Here is a 16,252-nt window from a genome sequence, read left to right as displayed (position 1 = left end):
CGAATTTACGATGCTGGACCTTTATTTAAATCTATTTTAGCCCTTACTTATAAAACCCTCCCAAAGCCCTGTTAAATAATAATTAAACCAATTAGTCTGCACTGGCATATTTTTTATATTACCTAATCAAATAAAAAAAGCTCAGAAAACAGGTATAATGAAAGCGACGTCGACTACGGAAAAAGAAGTATTAATTGGCGAACTTGAAGCAGGTCAACGAACGGTTAAAAGTCTTCCCTATGGCGGGTATCTGTTCTTGGAGCACGACGTTCCTTTTTTACTTGTTTACCGAAATAGGCCCAATGATAAAGCAACAATGCGCCTCGCGCGTACCGGCGCGAGTTATTTAATAATAGGCGCAGATCATTTTGAGTATTTTCAAGAATTTATAAAGCAACTTACCAAAAAGATGAGCGCTCGTTTTGGCAGCTTTTTTTTAATGGAAATATATAGCGGGGCTGAAGATAGTACCCAATTTGTTATCCGTGGGCCATCGCACAAACTGCCAGTATCATTAGAAGTACTTCGGGAAGCGCTTGAAAAAGTAAAAAGCAGAACGTACGGCGTGCAGCTAACAGCTACTATAGAACAAACCAAACAACGCCAACAAGAATCGGAAGCTGCCTTAATGAGTATTGCAAAAATTAAAGACTGTGGCGGAACTTTAATTGGTTTGGAAATACCTCCCGTTTATCGCGATGCCGAGGGCGAAGTATTTCCTGTTTACTTTAGACAGTTTCAAGAAAGTGTTGCGGAAGCCATTCAGAAATCTGTTTTTGAATTTATCCGTGTTCAAACGTCCAGCAATTTGGCCAGTTATTACGCCTTGGGAAAACGCGAAATACACAAAGAAGTTTTTAAAATTGATCGCGCGCTTACCCAAATTGAAAACAGCTATCAGTTTTTGTTATTAGTGGCGCCTGTGAACATTCAAAGCTTGCGGAAACGGTTTTTTGAAAGCAATTTTAAAAATTTAGAAGAATATCATTACCGTCTGCTACCCGTAGATCCCGATATTTTAAAACGAAAACTCTACAACCTTGAAATTGATCAAATAGACGACCCTGCCCTCTCCCACCTCTTTCATGAAAAACGGGAAGAATTAGACCAACAATTAACCATGTTAAAGGAGCGCGGATCTAAAAACTTTTTCTACAGTAGCGTAAGATTATATAAAGGACTTCAAAAAAATATTTTAACCGAAGCCGAATTAATTCTTCAAAATATTCCTGAAGATACCCAAGACGATAATTCAAAAGTATTGCATGCCAAAGCGTTTGCCGACATGGCTTCAAAAGAGTTTAAATTTTTAAGGCAACAGGATTCTAATTTTCAATGTAAAGTACATATACGAAAAGACGTAAATGTAATGATGGTGAGCAACGGCGAGCTTTATTTACCAGCAGACTACACCTTAACACATAAAGAGGCACAAGCTTTAATTCAGCACGAGATAGGCACCCACGTCCTCACCCACTTTAACGGGTCGCAACAACCGTTGAGTCAGTTGAGTGTTGGCTTTGCAGATTACGACACCTTGCAAGAAGGCATAGCCGTACTTTCGGAGTATTTAATTGGTGGGCTTTCCGCTAACCGTTTGCGTCTTCTTGCCGGACGCGTTTTGGCAGGTGCCGCCCTTATGGACAATGCAGATTTTAAAACTGTTTTTCACCTACTGTATAACACGCACAAATTTTCAAAAGAAAGAGCTTTTAATATTACCTCTAGAATGTTTCAGGGAGGCGGTTTTTTAAAAGATATCATTTATTTAAAAGGCTTAGTTCATCTTCGCGATTACCTAATAGCCGGTGGCGATCTGGAGTTTTTACTGGCTGGAAAATTTGCATTAAAACACGTGCCAATGATCAACGATCTCACTGCCCGTGGATTATTGCAGCCACCCCATTTAAAGCCTAGATATTTACAGCAAAAAGATTTTAAAGAACGTATAAATAAACTTAAACAGGGAATCTCCCTATCTAAACTAATATAATAATGAAGATATGTTTTGTAATTAGCGACATAAAAACCGAAGCTTGTGGAACGACGGTTGTAATATTGAAAAAGGCTCACGAACGTGGCCATGATGTTTATGTAATGAGTGTGGGCGATTTTATTTTCAATCGTGATAAAAATATAAGCCTTCGCTGTAAAAGGATTCCATCTACAATAAAAGGCGAAACGGTTGAAGAATTTTGGAAACAGGTACAGGACGATAAAGTAAAGACCAAAGCCGTACCCAGTACGAGTATGGATGTAGTTTTTTTACGAAACAATCCAACCGAAGAAACTTCAGATAGACATTGGGCCGAACACAGCGGCATTGCCTTTGCCCGAATGATTCAGCAAAGTGGGGTTTTGGTTTTAAACGACGCCTTTGCAATGAGCCACGCCTTTATCGATAAGCTTTATTTTGAAGAATTACCCGCCGAAATTAAACCCGATAGTTTAATAACCCGCAATATGCAAGACATCTTGAAATTCTGGGAAAAGGTTGGTAAAAAGATGGTGTTAAAGCCTTTGGAAGGTTCTGGCGGCCAAGACGTATATTTAATAGATGAAGATAAAAAGAATCTCAATCAAATAGTGGAAACCATTAGTGCCAAAGGATATATAATAGCCCAGGAATTTCTTCCGGAGGTTAGCAAAGGTGATGTTCGGGTTATTTTATTAAATGGCAAAATTCTGGAGGAAGATGGCGAAAAAGCTATTATTAGACGCGTAAATAGTGATAACACAGAGTTTAGAAGTAATTTATCACTGGGTGCAAAAGCAAAGAAAGCCAAGCTAACCCCAGCCATAGAACGCATTGTTTCACTAACAGCTCCAAAATTAATTAGAGATGGACTTTTCTTCGTTGGACTGGACATAGTTAACGACAAACTAATTGAAATTAATGTGTTGAGTCCGGGAGGATTAGATTACTGCGAAAAAATTAAACTCCCCGCCTTTACCGATACTGTTGTGGAAGCAATTGAACGCAAAATAGAATACAAAAAATATTATAAAAACAGCCTAACGAACAAAGAGTTAGCAACAATGGAGTAAAATGAAAAGTACAGCTAAAAAAGATATAGACGAAAAAGCATTGAAAAACATACCACGTGTAATAGGAGAATACAGCAGCGGTAAAGAAGGTCCGTTGTTATTTATTACTGCTGGCATTCACGGCAATGAACCTAGTGGAATTATAGCTTTACAGCAGGTGTTTAAAACGCTAAATAAAGAAACTCCCGAAATTAAAGGCAAGGTGGTTGGAGTTTCGGGAAATAAAAAAGCATTGCAAAAAGGAGTGCGTTTTATCGATGAAGATTTAAATCGCACTTGGACTAAAGAAAACATTGCGAGTGAAAACATTGACAGTCACGAAAAGAAAGAAATGTTTGAGATTATTGAAACGCTCAATCAGTTTTCTGAAGCGCAATATAGCGAACGCTATTTTCTGGATTGTCACACTACTTCGGCCGCCAGCGACCCCTATATTTCAGTGCAAGAGGTAAATGACAATGATGCTTGGGCGCATAAATTCCCAACTTATATTATACGCGGTTTTTCTGATATCGTATTGGGCTGTATTGATCATTATGAAAGCCGAATAGGAATTACAGGATTTGTATTTGAAGGAGGACAGCACCAAGACAAATCTTCCGAAATGAATCACGAAGGAATTATTTGGTTAGCCTTGCACAATGCTTGCGAACTCAATTTAAATCAGCTTCAAGAATACCCCGAAGCTGCAGCACTGCTTTTAGAAAAGAAGCAAAACCAAAAAACATTTGAAATATGCTACCGCCACGGTTTAAGCACCGATGATGACTTTGAAATGGAACCCGGCTATAGCAATTTTCAACCCATTAAAAAAGGCGAGCTATTGGCTCATCAAAACGGGCAACCCATTTATAGCGACTGGAATGCATTTATCTTTATGCCACTATATCAAAAACAAGGTAACGACGGATTTTTTGTAGTAACAGAAGTAAAATAGAAAAAAGTTTTAACCCTAAAAAAGTAAAAACTAAACTACTACTTATCCTCCTACCACTTCCCCCCCATTCACGTGAATAAATTGACCGGTAACGTAACTGCTATCTTCGCAGGCTAAAAAAACGTAGGCCGGTCCCAATTCACTTGGTTGCCCTGGACGTCCCAGAGGGGTGTCTCGTCCAAAATCGGATACGTTATTTAGGGTCGCAGGAATTAAGGGGGTCCAGATTGGTCCGGGAGCGATTCCGTTTACCCGTATTTTTTTTGATGCTAGGTTTTTAGACAACGAACGTGTAAAACTTACAATGGCTCCTTTGGTACTCGAGTAGTCAATTAAATGGTCGCTACCACGGTATGCCGTTACAGAACTGGTATTGATTATGCAATCGCCTTCATTTAAATGATTTAAGGCTGCGCGCGTAATCCTAAAATAGGAATAGATATTTGTTTCAAAAGTTTCTGTAAGTTGCGCGTCATCTATTTCTGAAAAACTATCTTTCGCAAATTGCATAGCGGCGTTATTTACCACAATATTTAGTCCGCCAAATTCGCTTACACACTGCGAAACCGCTTTTTTGCAGAAATCAGCATCTTTTAAATCACCGGCTATAATTATACATTTACTGCCTTCAGCTTCTACGAGTTTTTTTGTTGTTTTTGCATCTTTATTTTCCTCTAAATATACAATTGCAATCTTGGCTCCTTCGCGTGCAAAGTGTACTGCTACGCTTCTTCCTATGCCACTATCTCCGCCTGTTATCAAAGCTATTTTTCCTTTCAGCTTTTCACTGCCTTTGTAATTCTTTCTAATTATTTCGGGCTTCGGATGCATTTTAGACTGCTTTCCCGGTTGAGATTGCGATTGATTGGGTATTTTTTCATCTTTCTTCATTTTCTATCATAGTTTAAATTACGTTTCAATTTTTTTTACGAGGGTAAGGGTTACATCAAAAATTTTCCAATGGTAACTCTCTATTTCTTTCTTTCCTGCAGTTAGTAAATTTTCTGCATTTTCTAAAGTTTTTGGGATTATGTAAATCTCTCCAAAATACACTTGCCCGTGTTCTCTGAAACGTACCCGCACGTCTTTTACCCACGGCCAAGCGCTAACTTTATCACTGATTTCTTGAATTAAGGGATCTGGTTCTTCGTTATTTACATCCTGCGGTCTTCTTTCCATTAAATCGGCAATTGCACTTTTTAGATTAGAAAACCCATCTTTAATAACCGAAACCGATATAAAAATTGCCGCCGCCGCATCCATCCACCATAGACCAATACCAATGCCGAGAATACCAACAATAGCGGCAAAGGCCGTCATATAATCGGCTTTTTGGGTGGTTGCATCGGTATGTAATATTTTATTGTGAAGTTTTTTTGCGAGGGGTAATTTTTTATACCCCAACCACATTGCCGGCAAGGCGCTATAAATTAGCGCCAAAATCATAATCCAGCCCATCCAGATTGTATGTTTAAAAATAACGATGGTGCCTATAGTGGGTCTATTTTTTTCAAGGAGTGAGATTATTGAATCAATCGCCAGATACGAACCCATTCCAAACAAGGCAACAGATCCTGTTAAAAAGGAAATGCCAAACACTTTATGGTATCCATACGGATATTTTTTGGTAGCAGGTTTATCGTATATTTTTGTAGCAACAAGAAAAGCTATGGCGGGCAATGTACTTAGCGCATCCTCTAACCAAGCCGTCTTCATCGCCTGCGACGAGCCCATTACCAAAAACATAATCACTATTACGGAAAGCATGTACGCCAAGGTTATCCACTCTAGTTTTTTAGCGTCCTTCATCACTTGTCGCAAGCTATTAGGCAATTCAAAACTTTTAGATAAAATCATTGCTTTAAGTTTTTATTAAAATACGTTTCCAATTTAAAGACCAACCTATTTTCTCCTTTTGGGACTAGAAATACGTGGGTACCGTCATATGCAGCCGTTAGGCCAGCGTGTTTTTTCCAGACCGTTTTTTTGGTAAATCCTCCAATTACAATTTGAATCTTTCTATTTTTTAAAAGATTTATTAAATTGGTTTCTGAAGCGACCACATACTCAATAGCTATATTATTTTGCTTCGCGAAAGCAGCTATAATTTGCATCTCTCTTCCTGAAACGGTGTCCTTAGTTGTATTGGTAAACGGAGGATTGTTTACTACGCCTACTTTCATTCCATTGGCACGTGCATCATTGTAGGTGTTGCTGGGATCTTTTGGAAAATCGCAACTCAAAAAAATAGATAGAATTAGTAAAAGCAGGCAAGGCCGAAGGATTTCAAATATTTTATTCCTCCATAATACGGCCGATTTTTCCTTACAAGTTGTACTCTTAATTTGGTGTGTTAGCATTTCAATTTCGTTTTAAGACATTGAACTAAAAACTGGGTTCTTTAAAACCAATGTTAAATTAGTAAAAATGAAAAGGCGATTTTTTAATTTAGTAGAAAATTAACAACGTAGGCTTGTTATTCATTTGTTAATACATACAACAACGGTGAATTTATAGTATTTTTTAATTGAAAAATGCGATTATTGAATTTGCGGCGAATGATTCAGAATCTTTATGTACAACGATTTCTTTTCAATCATTTACTGAAACATTGTTAAATATGAATTAATTAAGATTGCTGTAATTGTAAAAAATATATTTTTAGAATCTCTGCCGAAAAATGGAGATACAAAAGGAAACCATGGATATAGAACAGCTTATAGGGTATTTATCTGGAATTTTGACGACCATTGCGGTTCTTCCCCAAATCATTAAATCTTGGAAAACCAAAAAAATTGCCGACATATCGCCGGTTATGTTTACTATCTTAATCTTAGGAGTTGGATTGTGGACGGTGTATGGAATTTTAAAAAATGACATCCCCATTATTTTGTTTAATGGCATTTCATTTTTATTAAATATATCAATGCTTGTGATGCTAATTCTTTATAAACGGCCTAAATAAGGCGTGGAAAGTAGCTGTTAAATTCCACTTAATAGTAATTTAAAGTTGAATTAATTGTTTTATCTTTTAACGAATATTCATTTAATTTTAAGCAGTTGCTGCGATTAATACATTCAAAAAGAAATTTAATTTAAAAGAAAACAATATTATGGGAGACACAACTAATGGTTTCGATAAAAAACGCGATCACAATCAATATGGGGAAGTCGAAAAAGACCCGGAAGATACTAAGAAGGAGCGCGACTTGCCAAAACGACCGAATAAGGGGGTTGAGGAAAAGAAATAATTCCGCTGGAGTTTCTCGAAGAAACTAAAACTTTAAGAAACAGTTAATGGGGTTTAACGGGTACATTCAATTTAAGCGTTTAACGCATTTATTGCCGCCTCCATATCTATCCCTTTTACTAATACTGGGCTAAATATATCGCCAGTTTTTGCAATTCGGGCGGGCATGGTTTTAATTGTAAAATCTAGGATTGCCAAACCCGGAACAACTTCACTCCACGAAAGCGGAGCAGAAACCGAAGCTCCTTTTTTTGGTCGTACGCAATACGGCGCCGCTAATGTTTGTCCGCGGCGGTTTTGTAGGTAATCTAAGTATATTTTTCCATCGCGTTTATTTAAGGCGCGCTCCATAGTAGTGAGTTTTGGCAGGCGTTCGTGTACATAATAACACAGCAGTTTTGCAAAGTCGCGGGCGTGCTCAAAACTGTATTTGGCACCCAAGGGAATATAAATATGCAAGCCAGAAGAACCCGAAGTTTTGGGATAGCCGTCTATGTTTGCCAATTGCAACACTTCTTTTACAGCTTGTGCAACTTCAATTACTTCTTCAAAAGTGTTTTTATTAGAAGGATCTATGTCTATAACCGTATATGTAGGCTGTTCCAAGTTTTGAATTGTGGCATTCCACGGATTGATTTCAATGCATCCCAAATTAGCCATATATAGCAAGGTTGCATCGTTTTGGCAAAGCAAATAGGCTATTTCCTTTTTAGAAGATTCCGAGTAAATATTTACTGTTTCTACCCAGTCTGGAGGCGTTTCGTTGTCTTTTTGATAAAACGAAGGTTTTAAAATCCCATTGGGATGCCTATGTAAGTTTTGAGGTCTATCTACTAAATACGGCAAGATTGTTTCTGAAATATTTAAATAATAGTCTATAAGATCGTATTTGGTATATCCGGCATCGGGCCAATAAACTTTTACCAAATTTGAAAGCGGAACCGTTACCCCGTTAATTTCCAATCCCGAAGTGGGGTTTTTCGTTTGTGCGGAAGCCTGTGTTTTCGTGGGTTGTTTGTTTATTTCAGTTATATTTTTATCGTGGCGCAGACCTTTGTAAATGGGATGTCGCATACGTCCATTTTTGGTCCATTCTGAAAATTTTACCTCACATATTAATTTGGGTGTTATGTAATGTGGAATTCTTCCTTTTAAGGGCAGTTTACCTTCAAAAGGATTTTCTTCGGTTTGTAAGGCTTGCATTTTTTGCAACAATTTCTTCTGCTCTGCATTGGAAAAACCCGAGCCACAATTGCCCACATATTGCAATTTTTCTTCTTGATACATTCCTAAAATTAGAGAGCCAAAAAGGGAGCCGCCACTTTCAGACTCTGTGTAGCCGCAAATTATAGCTTCCGCCGTCGCGGTTTTTTTTATTTTTAACCATTTTTCACTTCTGTAGCCGGGAGCATAGGTAGAATCGGCTTTTTTGGCAATTACCCCTTCCATTCCGTCGGCTATTGCACGATTGTAAAGTGTTGGTCCCATACCTTCAATATGATCGCAAAAACGCACGTATTCTAAATCTTCTAAAATTTCGGGCAAGAAGCTTTTTCGCTCTATTAAAGAAAGCGAAATAGTATCGTGACCGTTTAGGTGAAGTATATCAAAAACGTAATACCGCAGTTCGCCTTCACTTTTTTCCGACTTGTAATTTTGAAGTTTTTGGAAGTTTGGCTTCCCGTCTTTATCTAAAATAACCACTTCGCCGTCGAGGATACAATTGTGGGGAATACGTTCCAAATCTTTTTTAAGCAAAGCGAATTTGCTGTTATACGAAATTCCGTTTCGCGAATAAAGCGTTACTTGCTGGTTGTATATATTCGCCAGCATTCTATACCCATCCCATTTTAACTCAAATACCCAATCGGGGTCTTTAAAAATCTTTTTCGCCGGACTGGCAAGCATCGGGCTTACAAATTTATGTATGTCAAAGGATTGTTGGGATTGCGATTTATTAACGAAAGAAGCAAACGTCTCGGCATCGTAATCACTGGTAGTTGCATATGCATCCTTTTTTTTAATAAGAAGCCATTGATTTTTAGCGGTCCCTCTTTTGGTGTGGACGAGTGCGAATTTACCTTTTATCTTATTTCCGAAGAATTCAATTTTTAAATCCCCGTTGTGCAACTGTTCCAGCGGGTCGGCATCAGATTTGTTAGCGGCAATACTGTAAGTTCCGCTATCCCAAATATCCATCTCCCCTGCCCCGTAGTTGCCTTTTGGGATAACGCCTTTAAACGTTAGATATTTAACTGGATGATCCTCGGTCATAATTGCCAATCGTTTTTCTGCCGGATTCATCGACGGTCCTTTTGGTATTGCCCAGCTTTTAAGCACTCCTTCCATTTCCAAACGCAGGTCGTAGTGCAATCTACGCGCTTGGTGGCGCTGTATTACAAACCGCATGCCGTTCTCGTTATCCAGTTCGGCTCGAGGTTCTGGCGTATCGTTAAACTTCCGTTTTTGTATGTATTTTTTTAAGGCCACGATTAGGAGGCTTTAGCATTCTTTTTTTTCTGTTCTAAACTGGCTTTTAATTTGGCCATTAAATCGTTTGCGGGAGTAGGCGTCGTGTCTATTTTCTTGATTTTGGTTTTTTTACCCGTGCTTTTATTTTCGATTATTTTCATCAACTGTTTATTGTACACGTCTTTGTATTTATCGAGTTTAAAGCTAGTGGTGTAATTGTCTATTAATGACAAGGCCATCGACACCTCTTTCTTTGAAACTTTTGTGTCTGGAAGTTTTAAGTTGGCGGGATCGCGAATCTCTTCGGCAAAGCGGATTACGTGTAAAACCAAAACATTTTTATAAACTCCAATGAGGCTCAGGTTTTCCTTTTGCCGCATTACAAAAGTTGCAACCCCTAATTTTCCGGTTTTCTTTAAAGCATCGCGAAGCAGATTATAACTCTTACCCCCTTCTTTTTGCGGCTCCAAAAAATACGGACTTTTAAAAAGCAAATCGCTTACTTCGACTTCATCAATAAACTCTTCAATGTCTATTGTTTTACTCTTTTTCATATTGGCTTTTTCAAAATCTTCCTTTTCCAAAATCACGTACGCATCGTCCTTTTTAAAGCCTTTCACGATGTCTTTCCATTCCACTTCTTTCCCTGTTTCTTCATTTACCCGTTTATAGCGGATACGCGCATTATCGTGAACATCTAACATATCTAGATCTAGTCTTCGATCTTCGGTTGCTGTGTACATTTTAATAGGAATTGACACAAGGCCAAAGCTGATGGAACCATTCCAAATTGATCGCATAATTTCTTCTTTGAATTAATAAATGAATAGTGTCTGATTAAAAATAAAACTATTCATAAGAAAAGCGATACTATTTCACGATACTTTAGCTTTTTAAAAAGCAGAAATAGAAATATACATACGAATACTTTTTTGAAGAAGAGCGTGTTACCTTATTCGGGAATTAATGATAAGTAGAAGTAGCTTTATAAAGTTGAAATTCCCGTCGAGTAGGCTTTAATACGTCCTTAACAGTCGGTGTTAAACAAGGTATAAATAGTTTTATCTTCCCTCGTCAATGCGTAGCTTTAGGTTAATAAATTAAAAACCAAAAAACATTATTATGAGAATTGAAGCCTATTTAGCCTTTAGAGGAAACTGTCGGGAAGCATTTAATTTCTATCAAGAAATATTTGGTGGGGAAATTAAAAACACGGAAACCTACGAAAATAAGGAAATTGATATTCCGGGCAATTATAGAACCAAATGGCAGCACGCAGAGTTACGCGGTAAGGACTTTACCTTACTGGGTTATGACGCGGCTCCCGACACTCCATTAACAGATGGCACCAATATACATTTGGGAGTAGATATGGATAGCGAAGAAGAAGCCAAAACAACTTTTAATACGCTTAGTGCGTCTGGAAGGGTTCACACTTCTTTTCAAAAAACCTCTTGGGGGGCGCATTACGGAAGATGTACCGATAAATACGGAATAAGCTGGATGATTAATTACAAAAAGTAAACTGAACTATTTATTTTATGCTAAATGGTTACGCACGATTGCCCGCTTCTATGATGGGGCACAATCGTGCGTTTTATATTTTTGCGCCTTTGTTCAGGGCGTTTTCTTTTTTTTATAGGTTCTGCCATACCACAGTAAAGTGCCTGTAACCGGCAAACTGGCAATAAGCAAACTTACTACAAACGCAATAATTTTTCCCGCAATGCCACCGATAGCGCCTATATGGATATCGTAATTCATTCTTAGGATTTTATCTGCTACTTTGGCGTCTTTGTATTTGCCATAAATACTGGGAGTTTCAATTTCTTCGAGTGTATTTTGATCAAAAAAACGAAAATCGGCATTGTAGTATAAACCTTCACTATTTGAAACTTCTACATAAATACTCTCATCGGGAGTTTTAGGGTAATGCAGTTCGTAGGAAGTTGCATTGGGCGATTCTTTTTGAAGTTTCGCAATTAAAAAATCCATTGGTTTAACACCGTAAGTATCTACCGATTTACTTATATTTTCGGGGATGATAAACCTTGCTTCTTTCTCCCCGCCCACCGTTTTGTACAGCGCATATTTTAACCAATTGTAGGATAACACCGAGCCTGTAAAAGCTACAACCAGGGCCAGGGCACAGACGTAAAAACCAATAATAGCGTGTAAGTCAAAATTCTTGCGTTTCCATTTGGTGGTTTTTTTCCAATTAAATTTTGTGCGTTGTTTTAGATTCTTCCGCCTTTTGGGGAGCCATAAAATAAAGCCTGAAATAAGGATTAAAATAAAAATCAATACTGAAACTCCTACCACTTGTTCCCCTATTTCTTTTGGTAGCCACAATCGCATATGCCCTTTTAATATAAAGGCGAAAAAACCTGAAAGATGGTCATCTACTTGTATGATTTTTCCTGAATACGGGTTTAGAAAAACACTCTGATAAAACTCAGGTTTGGCGTCGTAAAATATAACTTCTATTGCATCGTCGGCTTTTTTAAAGAGTGTTCCGTGTACGGTGTTATTCGGAAAAACCGATTTTGCAATGTCTTTAGCTTCGGTGGGCGTTAAGATAGCTGTTTCTTGGGGCGCTACTTTTTTATAATCGTCGTACAAGCTTTCAATCTCATCTCTAAACGCCCACGAACAGCCAGTAATGGCTACTATAAAAACAACCACCCCGGTTGAAAGTCCGAGTATTTTATGAATTTGAAATACTAATTTTTTAAATGTCATTGATTAAAATTTTAAAAGGGCAACACGATTAAAAATTGCATTACCCTTCTTGCTGCTAATTAAAACTGATATGAAATATTTGCGAGTAGCATTCTGGGCATCTGTGGATTGATGGTTGTCCAACCTTTATAGTATTTTTCATTAAGAGCGTTGTTTAGTTTTAAGCCAATTCGGTATTTATTTGCTTGGTAAAAAACCGAAGCGTTTGCCACGGTATAGCTTGGTAAAATAAATTCGCCAGTAGATTTATAGTTTATTGCAAAGCTCTCGCTAGCACCGTTAAACCCTGCTCCTATGCCAAATCCGTTGAGTTTGCCCGACTGAAATTCGTAACTGGTCCAGAAGTTGTAAAGCGTTTCTGGGCCTGCCTCTAACGGACGTCTATTTAAAATTTCGGTATTGTCAGATTTTGTGGTTTCGCTATCGTTACTGCTATATCCCGCGCGAATGTTTAGTCCGGAGAATGGATTGGCGTTTACTTCAACCTCAAAACCTTTACTTACCACTTCCCCACCCTGTATTTTATTAAATGGTGAAGAAGGATCTGTAATTACACGGTCTTTAACCTTAATGTCGTAATAGCTAATAGTGGCGTTTAACCTGTTGTTAAAGAGGTTTGTTTTAATTCCTAACTCTAATTGATTTGCCTGTTCAGGGTTGAAAGTTTTTAAGGTTTGCGCACCATCATCTGGATTGCCAACTAATTGGGGTGCAACGTTTGTAAATCCGTTTTGGTAGTTGGCAAAAACAGCTAATTTATCGGCAAGCGGTTGGTATAGCAGTCCGAATTTTGGTGAGAGTGTAGTTTGGTCGTAATCATCTTCGGCAGTAGTTAAATCGCCTTCATTGTCAAATCTATCTAAACGCAGGCCTACCATTGCCGAAAGATTATCGGTTATATTCAATACATCGGAAGCGTACAGACTGTAAATATGGTATTTGGACTTGTTGTTTCCTACGGCCATATTTGTCAAGGCAGCATCAACTCCCGCGGTAGAAAGTGGAAAAGGCGTGGTTTCAACTTCTTGTGTAAACGGATTATCGTTAACCACTGTGCCATCGGGTTTTACGTTGCCATAAAAGGCATAAGCGGTTCCGTTATCGGTTTGTGTGGCGTTAAAATAATCTAAGCCAATTACTACCCTATTGCGAAGCGATGCAATTTTAAAGTCACCTATAAAATTTTGTTGAATATCGGTAGTTTGGGTATTTGCATTCTGTTTATTGATAAAACGGGTGAAGGTATTACCGCCTAAAATACCATAATCGAATAAATACGAATAATAGCCTTTGGTTGAAGTTGAACTTTTAGATAGTAAGGTTTGCGATCGCCAAGCGTTAGACAGCTTGTAATCCATTTCAATTCTATAATTCTGATTGGGGTTTTGAAGGGCTAAATCGTTGCTCGTAAAGGACAGCTTGTTGTTATAGCCTAAGGCTTCAAGATTATCTGCTTCCGTTGGGGCGCTTCTGTTTAAAAATAAAAAGGTAGGATTTGTTTGTTCGGCCTGCGTTATTTCGGCATAAAATGAAAAGGAGAGTTTGTTATTCACTTTATAGGAAAGCGAGGGCGCCACAAAAAACGATTTTCTAAAGCCAGCATCCTGATAACTTTGTTCGGTTGTAAATGCTGTATTTATTCTAAAGTACAGATTGTCTTCCTTGCTCAAGGCAGTGTTGAAATCGCCCACAATTTGGTTAAGTCCATAAGTTCCCGAAGTAAAAGAGAGCTCCCCTCCTGTTCCCACATACGGTTTTTTGGTAACTACGTTAATAAGTCCGCCGTAGGAACTTACAGCATTTCCGAATAAAGTAGCCGAAGGCCCTTTTAAGACCTCAATACGTTCAATGTTTGCTGGATTGATGGTACCGTTTGTCAAGCCGGGAAGGCCGTTCACCAATTGCGGCTGTACTGAAAAGCCACGTAGCGAATAATATCCGGCGCCATCTCCTCCCCGACCAGTTGATGCCCAAAGTTGTTCAACACCGGTTGCGTTTTTTAAGGCATCGTCAAAGTTTGTTACCACTTGCGATTCTAAGAGTTCGGTTGGGATGGTGCTATAAACTTGGGTGTTTTCTATATCTTTTAGTGGAAGTTTTGAAACATAAGCCGTTTGTTTACGGGAGAATTTATTGGTGCGTTCGGCTTTTATAACCACCTCGTTTAAGATTTCATTTCCTTCGTAAAGAATAATGGCACCCAAGTTAAGGGATTGATTGGCTGCCAGGGAAACGGGCAACTCCCTTGTTTTGAATCCCAAGTAAGAAACCATAAGTGTGTAATTTCCATTTTCGAGTTTTGCAAGGGTAAAGTTTCCGTTAATATCGGTTTGTGTTCCTTTAGCCGTATTTAATAAAATTACGTTTACGCCGGGCAGCGGACTTTGATTGTTATCGATTACATTACCTGTGATGGAGGCATTTTGTGCAAATGTGCAGGTTGAGATTAGTGCGAGTAGAAAAACGCTTTGAATTATTTTCATTGATACTTATTTAGACTGAATTAAAATAGTTGATTTCTGGCAAAAGTATTTCCTGGAAATGAATTATCCTAATTATTCATAATAAATCTAAATAAGGAATTTATAAGGGAGTGGTTTCTTGGTAATTGGGTGGCGAGTTAATACAACAAGCCGTGCGACGCGTTAAAAGCCAAATTAAACGATGTTATCTTGAGGATTATTTTCGTCTATTTAACTGGTTTTATGTCACTTTTCGCTGTACCAGCTTAATTCATCGGTGCCAGAAGCAGCTATTGTAGTTAACTAGTATCGGTTACGCTTTGAGGTTGGATTTCGTTAATCCGAAAAATAATACAACCGCTAATCCTACTATTAGCAATAATCTCAACAGACTTAAATTAATCCAGATTTGCCCTCGGCTAGTCAAGGCTTCATCTATTGTAGTAGCATATTCAGTAGTAGTAATAGCCACCAATTCGGGGACAAAGTAGATTCCAGTAACTGCAATAATGAGTAAATAACCAAGTAAGCTAATCAATAAATTTATTCGTCTTTTAGTTTTCCAGAATAAAATAAGGGTTAAAATGAATAGCGCTAAAGTAATGGGATGGATGATACTCCAGAATGCTTCGGCATTTAAACCATAGCCTCCTTGATGCATTGTAAGTGAAGCTGGGATCGCCGAAAACGCGCGTGGCCAAACAGCCAAATGTTCATAAAAAGCAGCCCCAATAATAATTGAAAAGGAAAGACAAGTAAGAATGTAAACAAGATTTTTAAGATTATTCATAATGTATGGTTTTTACGATCCATCAAACGGTTTAGGTATCATAGTTAATTGGCATTACGCGTAAATAGAAATATTTAAAATGACAAACCCACAGCAAACGAAAACGTGCAACCGGATTTTATAAAGTGAGGAGATAAGTACTTAAAGCACTCATTCAAATATATTAAAAATAATATTATTGGCTCTATATCAGCTAGTTAAATAGTTAAATGTACAGCAGGCATTGCTCACAAATTAATGATAATGAAGGTTTAGTAATGTGCGGGGAGAGAAACTGGACTGCTGCGCTGCTGGAAACTGGACCGCTTCGCTGCTGGAAACTAGACCGCTTCGCTACTAGATACTAGACCGCTTCGCTACTAGATACTAGACCGCTTCGCTACTGGAAACTAGAATCTAGACTAGGGTGTAGACTAATGTATATGAAGGTTTAAAGGTTTTAAATTAGTATTGCTCGATTAAAACATATTATGTCCTCACGGGACATATACTTGGTTGCGATTTCTTGACTACCCATATTTTGCCCCGCTGGGGCGTAATGCCGTTAGGTA

Annotated in this window: 14 protein-coding genes; 6 read left to right on the top strand and 8 right to left on the bottom strand. The window is 38.1% G+C overall.

Translation table 11 applies throughout. From position 1 onward, the window contains the following. Nucleotides 1-157 precede the first annotated feature (157 nt). Genes K8089_RS08495 through K8089_RS08485 form a run of 3 tightly spaced genes read left to right on the top strand, consistent with a single transcriptional unit; the run spans nucleotide 158 to nucleotide 3,985 of the window. On the top strand, nucleotides 158-1,993 hold the full coding sequence (locus K8089_RS08495) for a flavohemoglobin expression-modulating QEGLA motif protein (protein WP_237602850.1): 1,836 nt from the start codon (nucleotides 158-160) through the stop codon (nucleotides 1,991-1,993). Nucleotides 1,994-1,995: 2 nt separating this feature from the next. Then, on the top strand, nucleotides 1,996-3,048 hold the full coding sequence (locus K8089_RS08490) for an ATP-grasp domain-containing protein (protein ID WP_237602849.1): 1,053 nt from the start codon (nucleotides 1,996-1,998) through the stop codon (nucleotides 3,046-3,048). A gap of 1 nt (nucleotide 3,049) precedes the next feature. Beyond that, the gene (locus K8089_RS08485; protein WP_237602848.1) at nucleotides 3,050-3,985 is read left to right on the top strand and encodes a M14 family metallopeptidase; all 936 of its coding nucleotides are present in this window, start codon (nucleotides 3,050-3,052) and stop codon (nucleotides 3,983-3,985) included. A 42-nt stretch (nucleotides 3,986-4,027) separates the two neighbouring features. Here K8089_RS08485 and K8089_RS08480 read toward each other — a convergent pair whose 3' ends face one another. Genes K8089_RS08480 through K8089_RS08470 form a run of 3 tightly spaced genes read right to left on the bottom strand, consistent with a single transcriptional unit; the run spans nucleotide 4,028 to nucleotide 6,345 of the window. Further along, a complete protein-coding gene (locus K8089_RS08480; RefSeq protein WP_237602847.1) occupies nucleotides 4,028-4,876 on the bottom strand; it encodes an SDR family oxidoreductase in 849 nt (282 codons plus the stop codon). A gap of 18 nt (nucleotides 4,877-4,894) precedes the next feature. After that, nucleotides 4,895-5,842: a cation diffusion facilitator family transporter gene (locus K8089_RS08475; RefSeq protein WP_237602846.1), complete on the bottom strand. Its 948-nt coding sequence runs from the start codon at nucleotides 5,840-5,842 to the stop codon at nucleotides 4,895-4,897. Then, a complete protein-coding gene (locus tag K8089_RS08470) occupies nucleotides 5,839-6,345 on the bottom strand; it encodes a transporter substrate-binding domain-containing protein (protein ID WP_237602845.1) in 507 nt (168 codons plus the stop codon). Before K8089_RS08470 ends, K8089_RS08475 begins: the two co-directional genes overlap by 4 nt. 320 nt (nucleotides 6,346-6,665) lie before the next feature. Between K8089_RS08470 and K8089_RS08465 the strand changes: the two genes are divergently transcribed. Further along, entirely contained in the window at nucleotides 6,666-6,950 is a 285-nt protein-coding gene (locus K8089_RS08465; RefSeq protein WP_237602844.1) for a SemiSWEET family sugar transporter, read from the top strand. A 148-nt stretch (nucleotides 6,951-7,098) separates the two neighbouring features. Then, entirely contained in the window at nucleotides 7,099-7,236 is a 138-nt protein-coding gene (locus tag K8089_RS08460; RefSeq protein WP_237602843.1) for a hypothetical protein, read from the top strand. A gap of 71 nt (nucleotides 7,237-7,307) precedes the next feature. On the opposite strand, the gene ligD is transcribed toward K8089_RS08460, so the two are convergent. Continuing rightward, the gene (gene ligD / locus K8089_RS08455; protein ID WP_237602842.1) at nucleotides 7,308-9,725 is read right to left on the bottom strand and encodes a DNA ligase D; all 2,418 of its coding nucleotides are present in this window, start codon (nucleotides 9,723-9,725) and stop codon (nucleotides 7,308-7,310) included. Between the two features lie 2 nt (nucleotides 9,726-9,727). Continuing rightward, on the bottom strand, nucleotides 9,728-10,507 hold the full coding sequence (gene ku / locus K8089_RS08450; RefSeq protein WP_237602841.1) for a non-homologous end joining protein Ku: 780 nt from the start codon (nucleotides 10,505-10,507) through the stop codon (nucleotides 9,728-9,730). Between the two features lie 322 nt (nucleotides 10,508-10,829). On the opposite strand from ku, the gene K8089_RS08445 reads away from it, so the two are divergent. Then, nucleotides 10,830-11,231, top strand: a complete 402-nt coding sequence (locus K8089_RS08445) for a VOC family protein (RefSeq protein ID WP_237602840.1) — start codon at nucleotides 10,830-10,832, stop codon at nucleotides 11,229-11,231. A gap of 93 nt (nucleotides 11,232-11,324) precedes the next feature. Here the strand turns inward: K8089_RS08445 and K8089_RS08440 are convergent, their stop codons facing one another. The 3 genes from K8089_RS08440 to K8089_RS08430 all read right to left on the bottom strand — a co-directional run bounded on the left by K8089_RS08440 (nucleotide 11,325) and on the right by K8089_RS08430 (nucleotide 15,701). Then, complete coding sequence (locus K8089_RS08440) at nucleotides 11,325-12,449, bottom strand: PepSY-associated TM helix domain-containing protein (RefSeq protein ID WP_237602839.1); 1,125 nt, start codon at nucleotides 12,447-12,449, stop codon at nucleotides 11,325-11,327. 59 nt (nucleotides 12,450-12,508) lie between these two features. Beyond that, on the bottom strand, nucleotides 12,509-14,932 hold the full coding sequence (locus K8089_RS08435; RefSeq protein ID WP_237602838.1) for a TonB-dependent receptor: 2,424 nt from the start codon (nucleotides 14,930-14,932) through the stop codon (nucleotides 12,509-12,511). A 292-nt stretch (nucleotides 14,933-15,224) separates the two neighbouring features. Beyond that, entirely contained in the window at nucleotides 15,225-15,701 is a 477-nt protein-coding gene (locus tag K8089_RS08430) for a hypothetical protein (RefSeq protein ID WP_237602837.1), read from the bottom strand. Nucleotides 15,702-16,252: the final 551 nt, after the last annotated feature.

Origin of the sequence: Aequorivita vitellina, from assembly GCF_022008365.1 — a bacterium.
GTDB lineage: Bacteria > Bacteroidota > Bacteroidia > Flavobacteriales > Flavobacteriaceae > Aequorivita > Aequorivita vitellina.
This window is presented reverse-complemented; position numbering and strand designations above follow the sequence as displayed.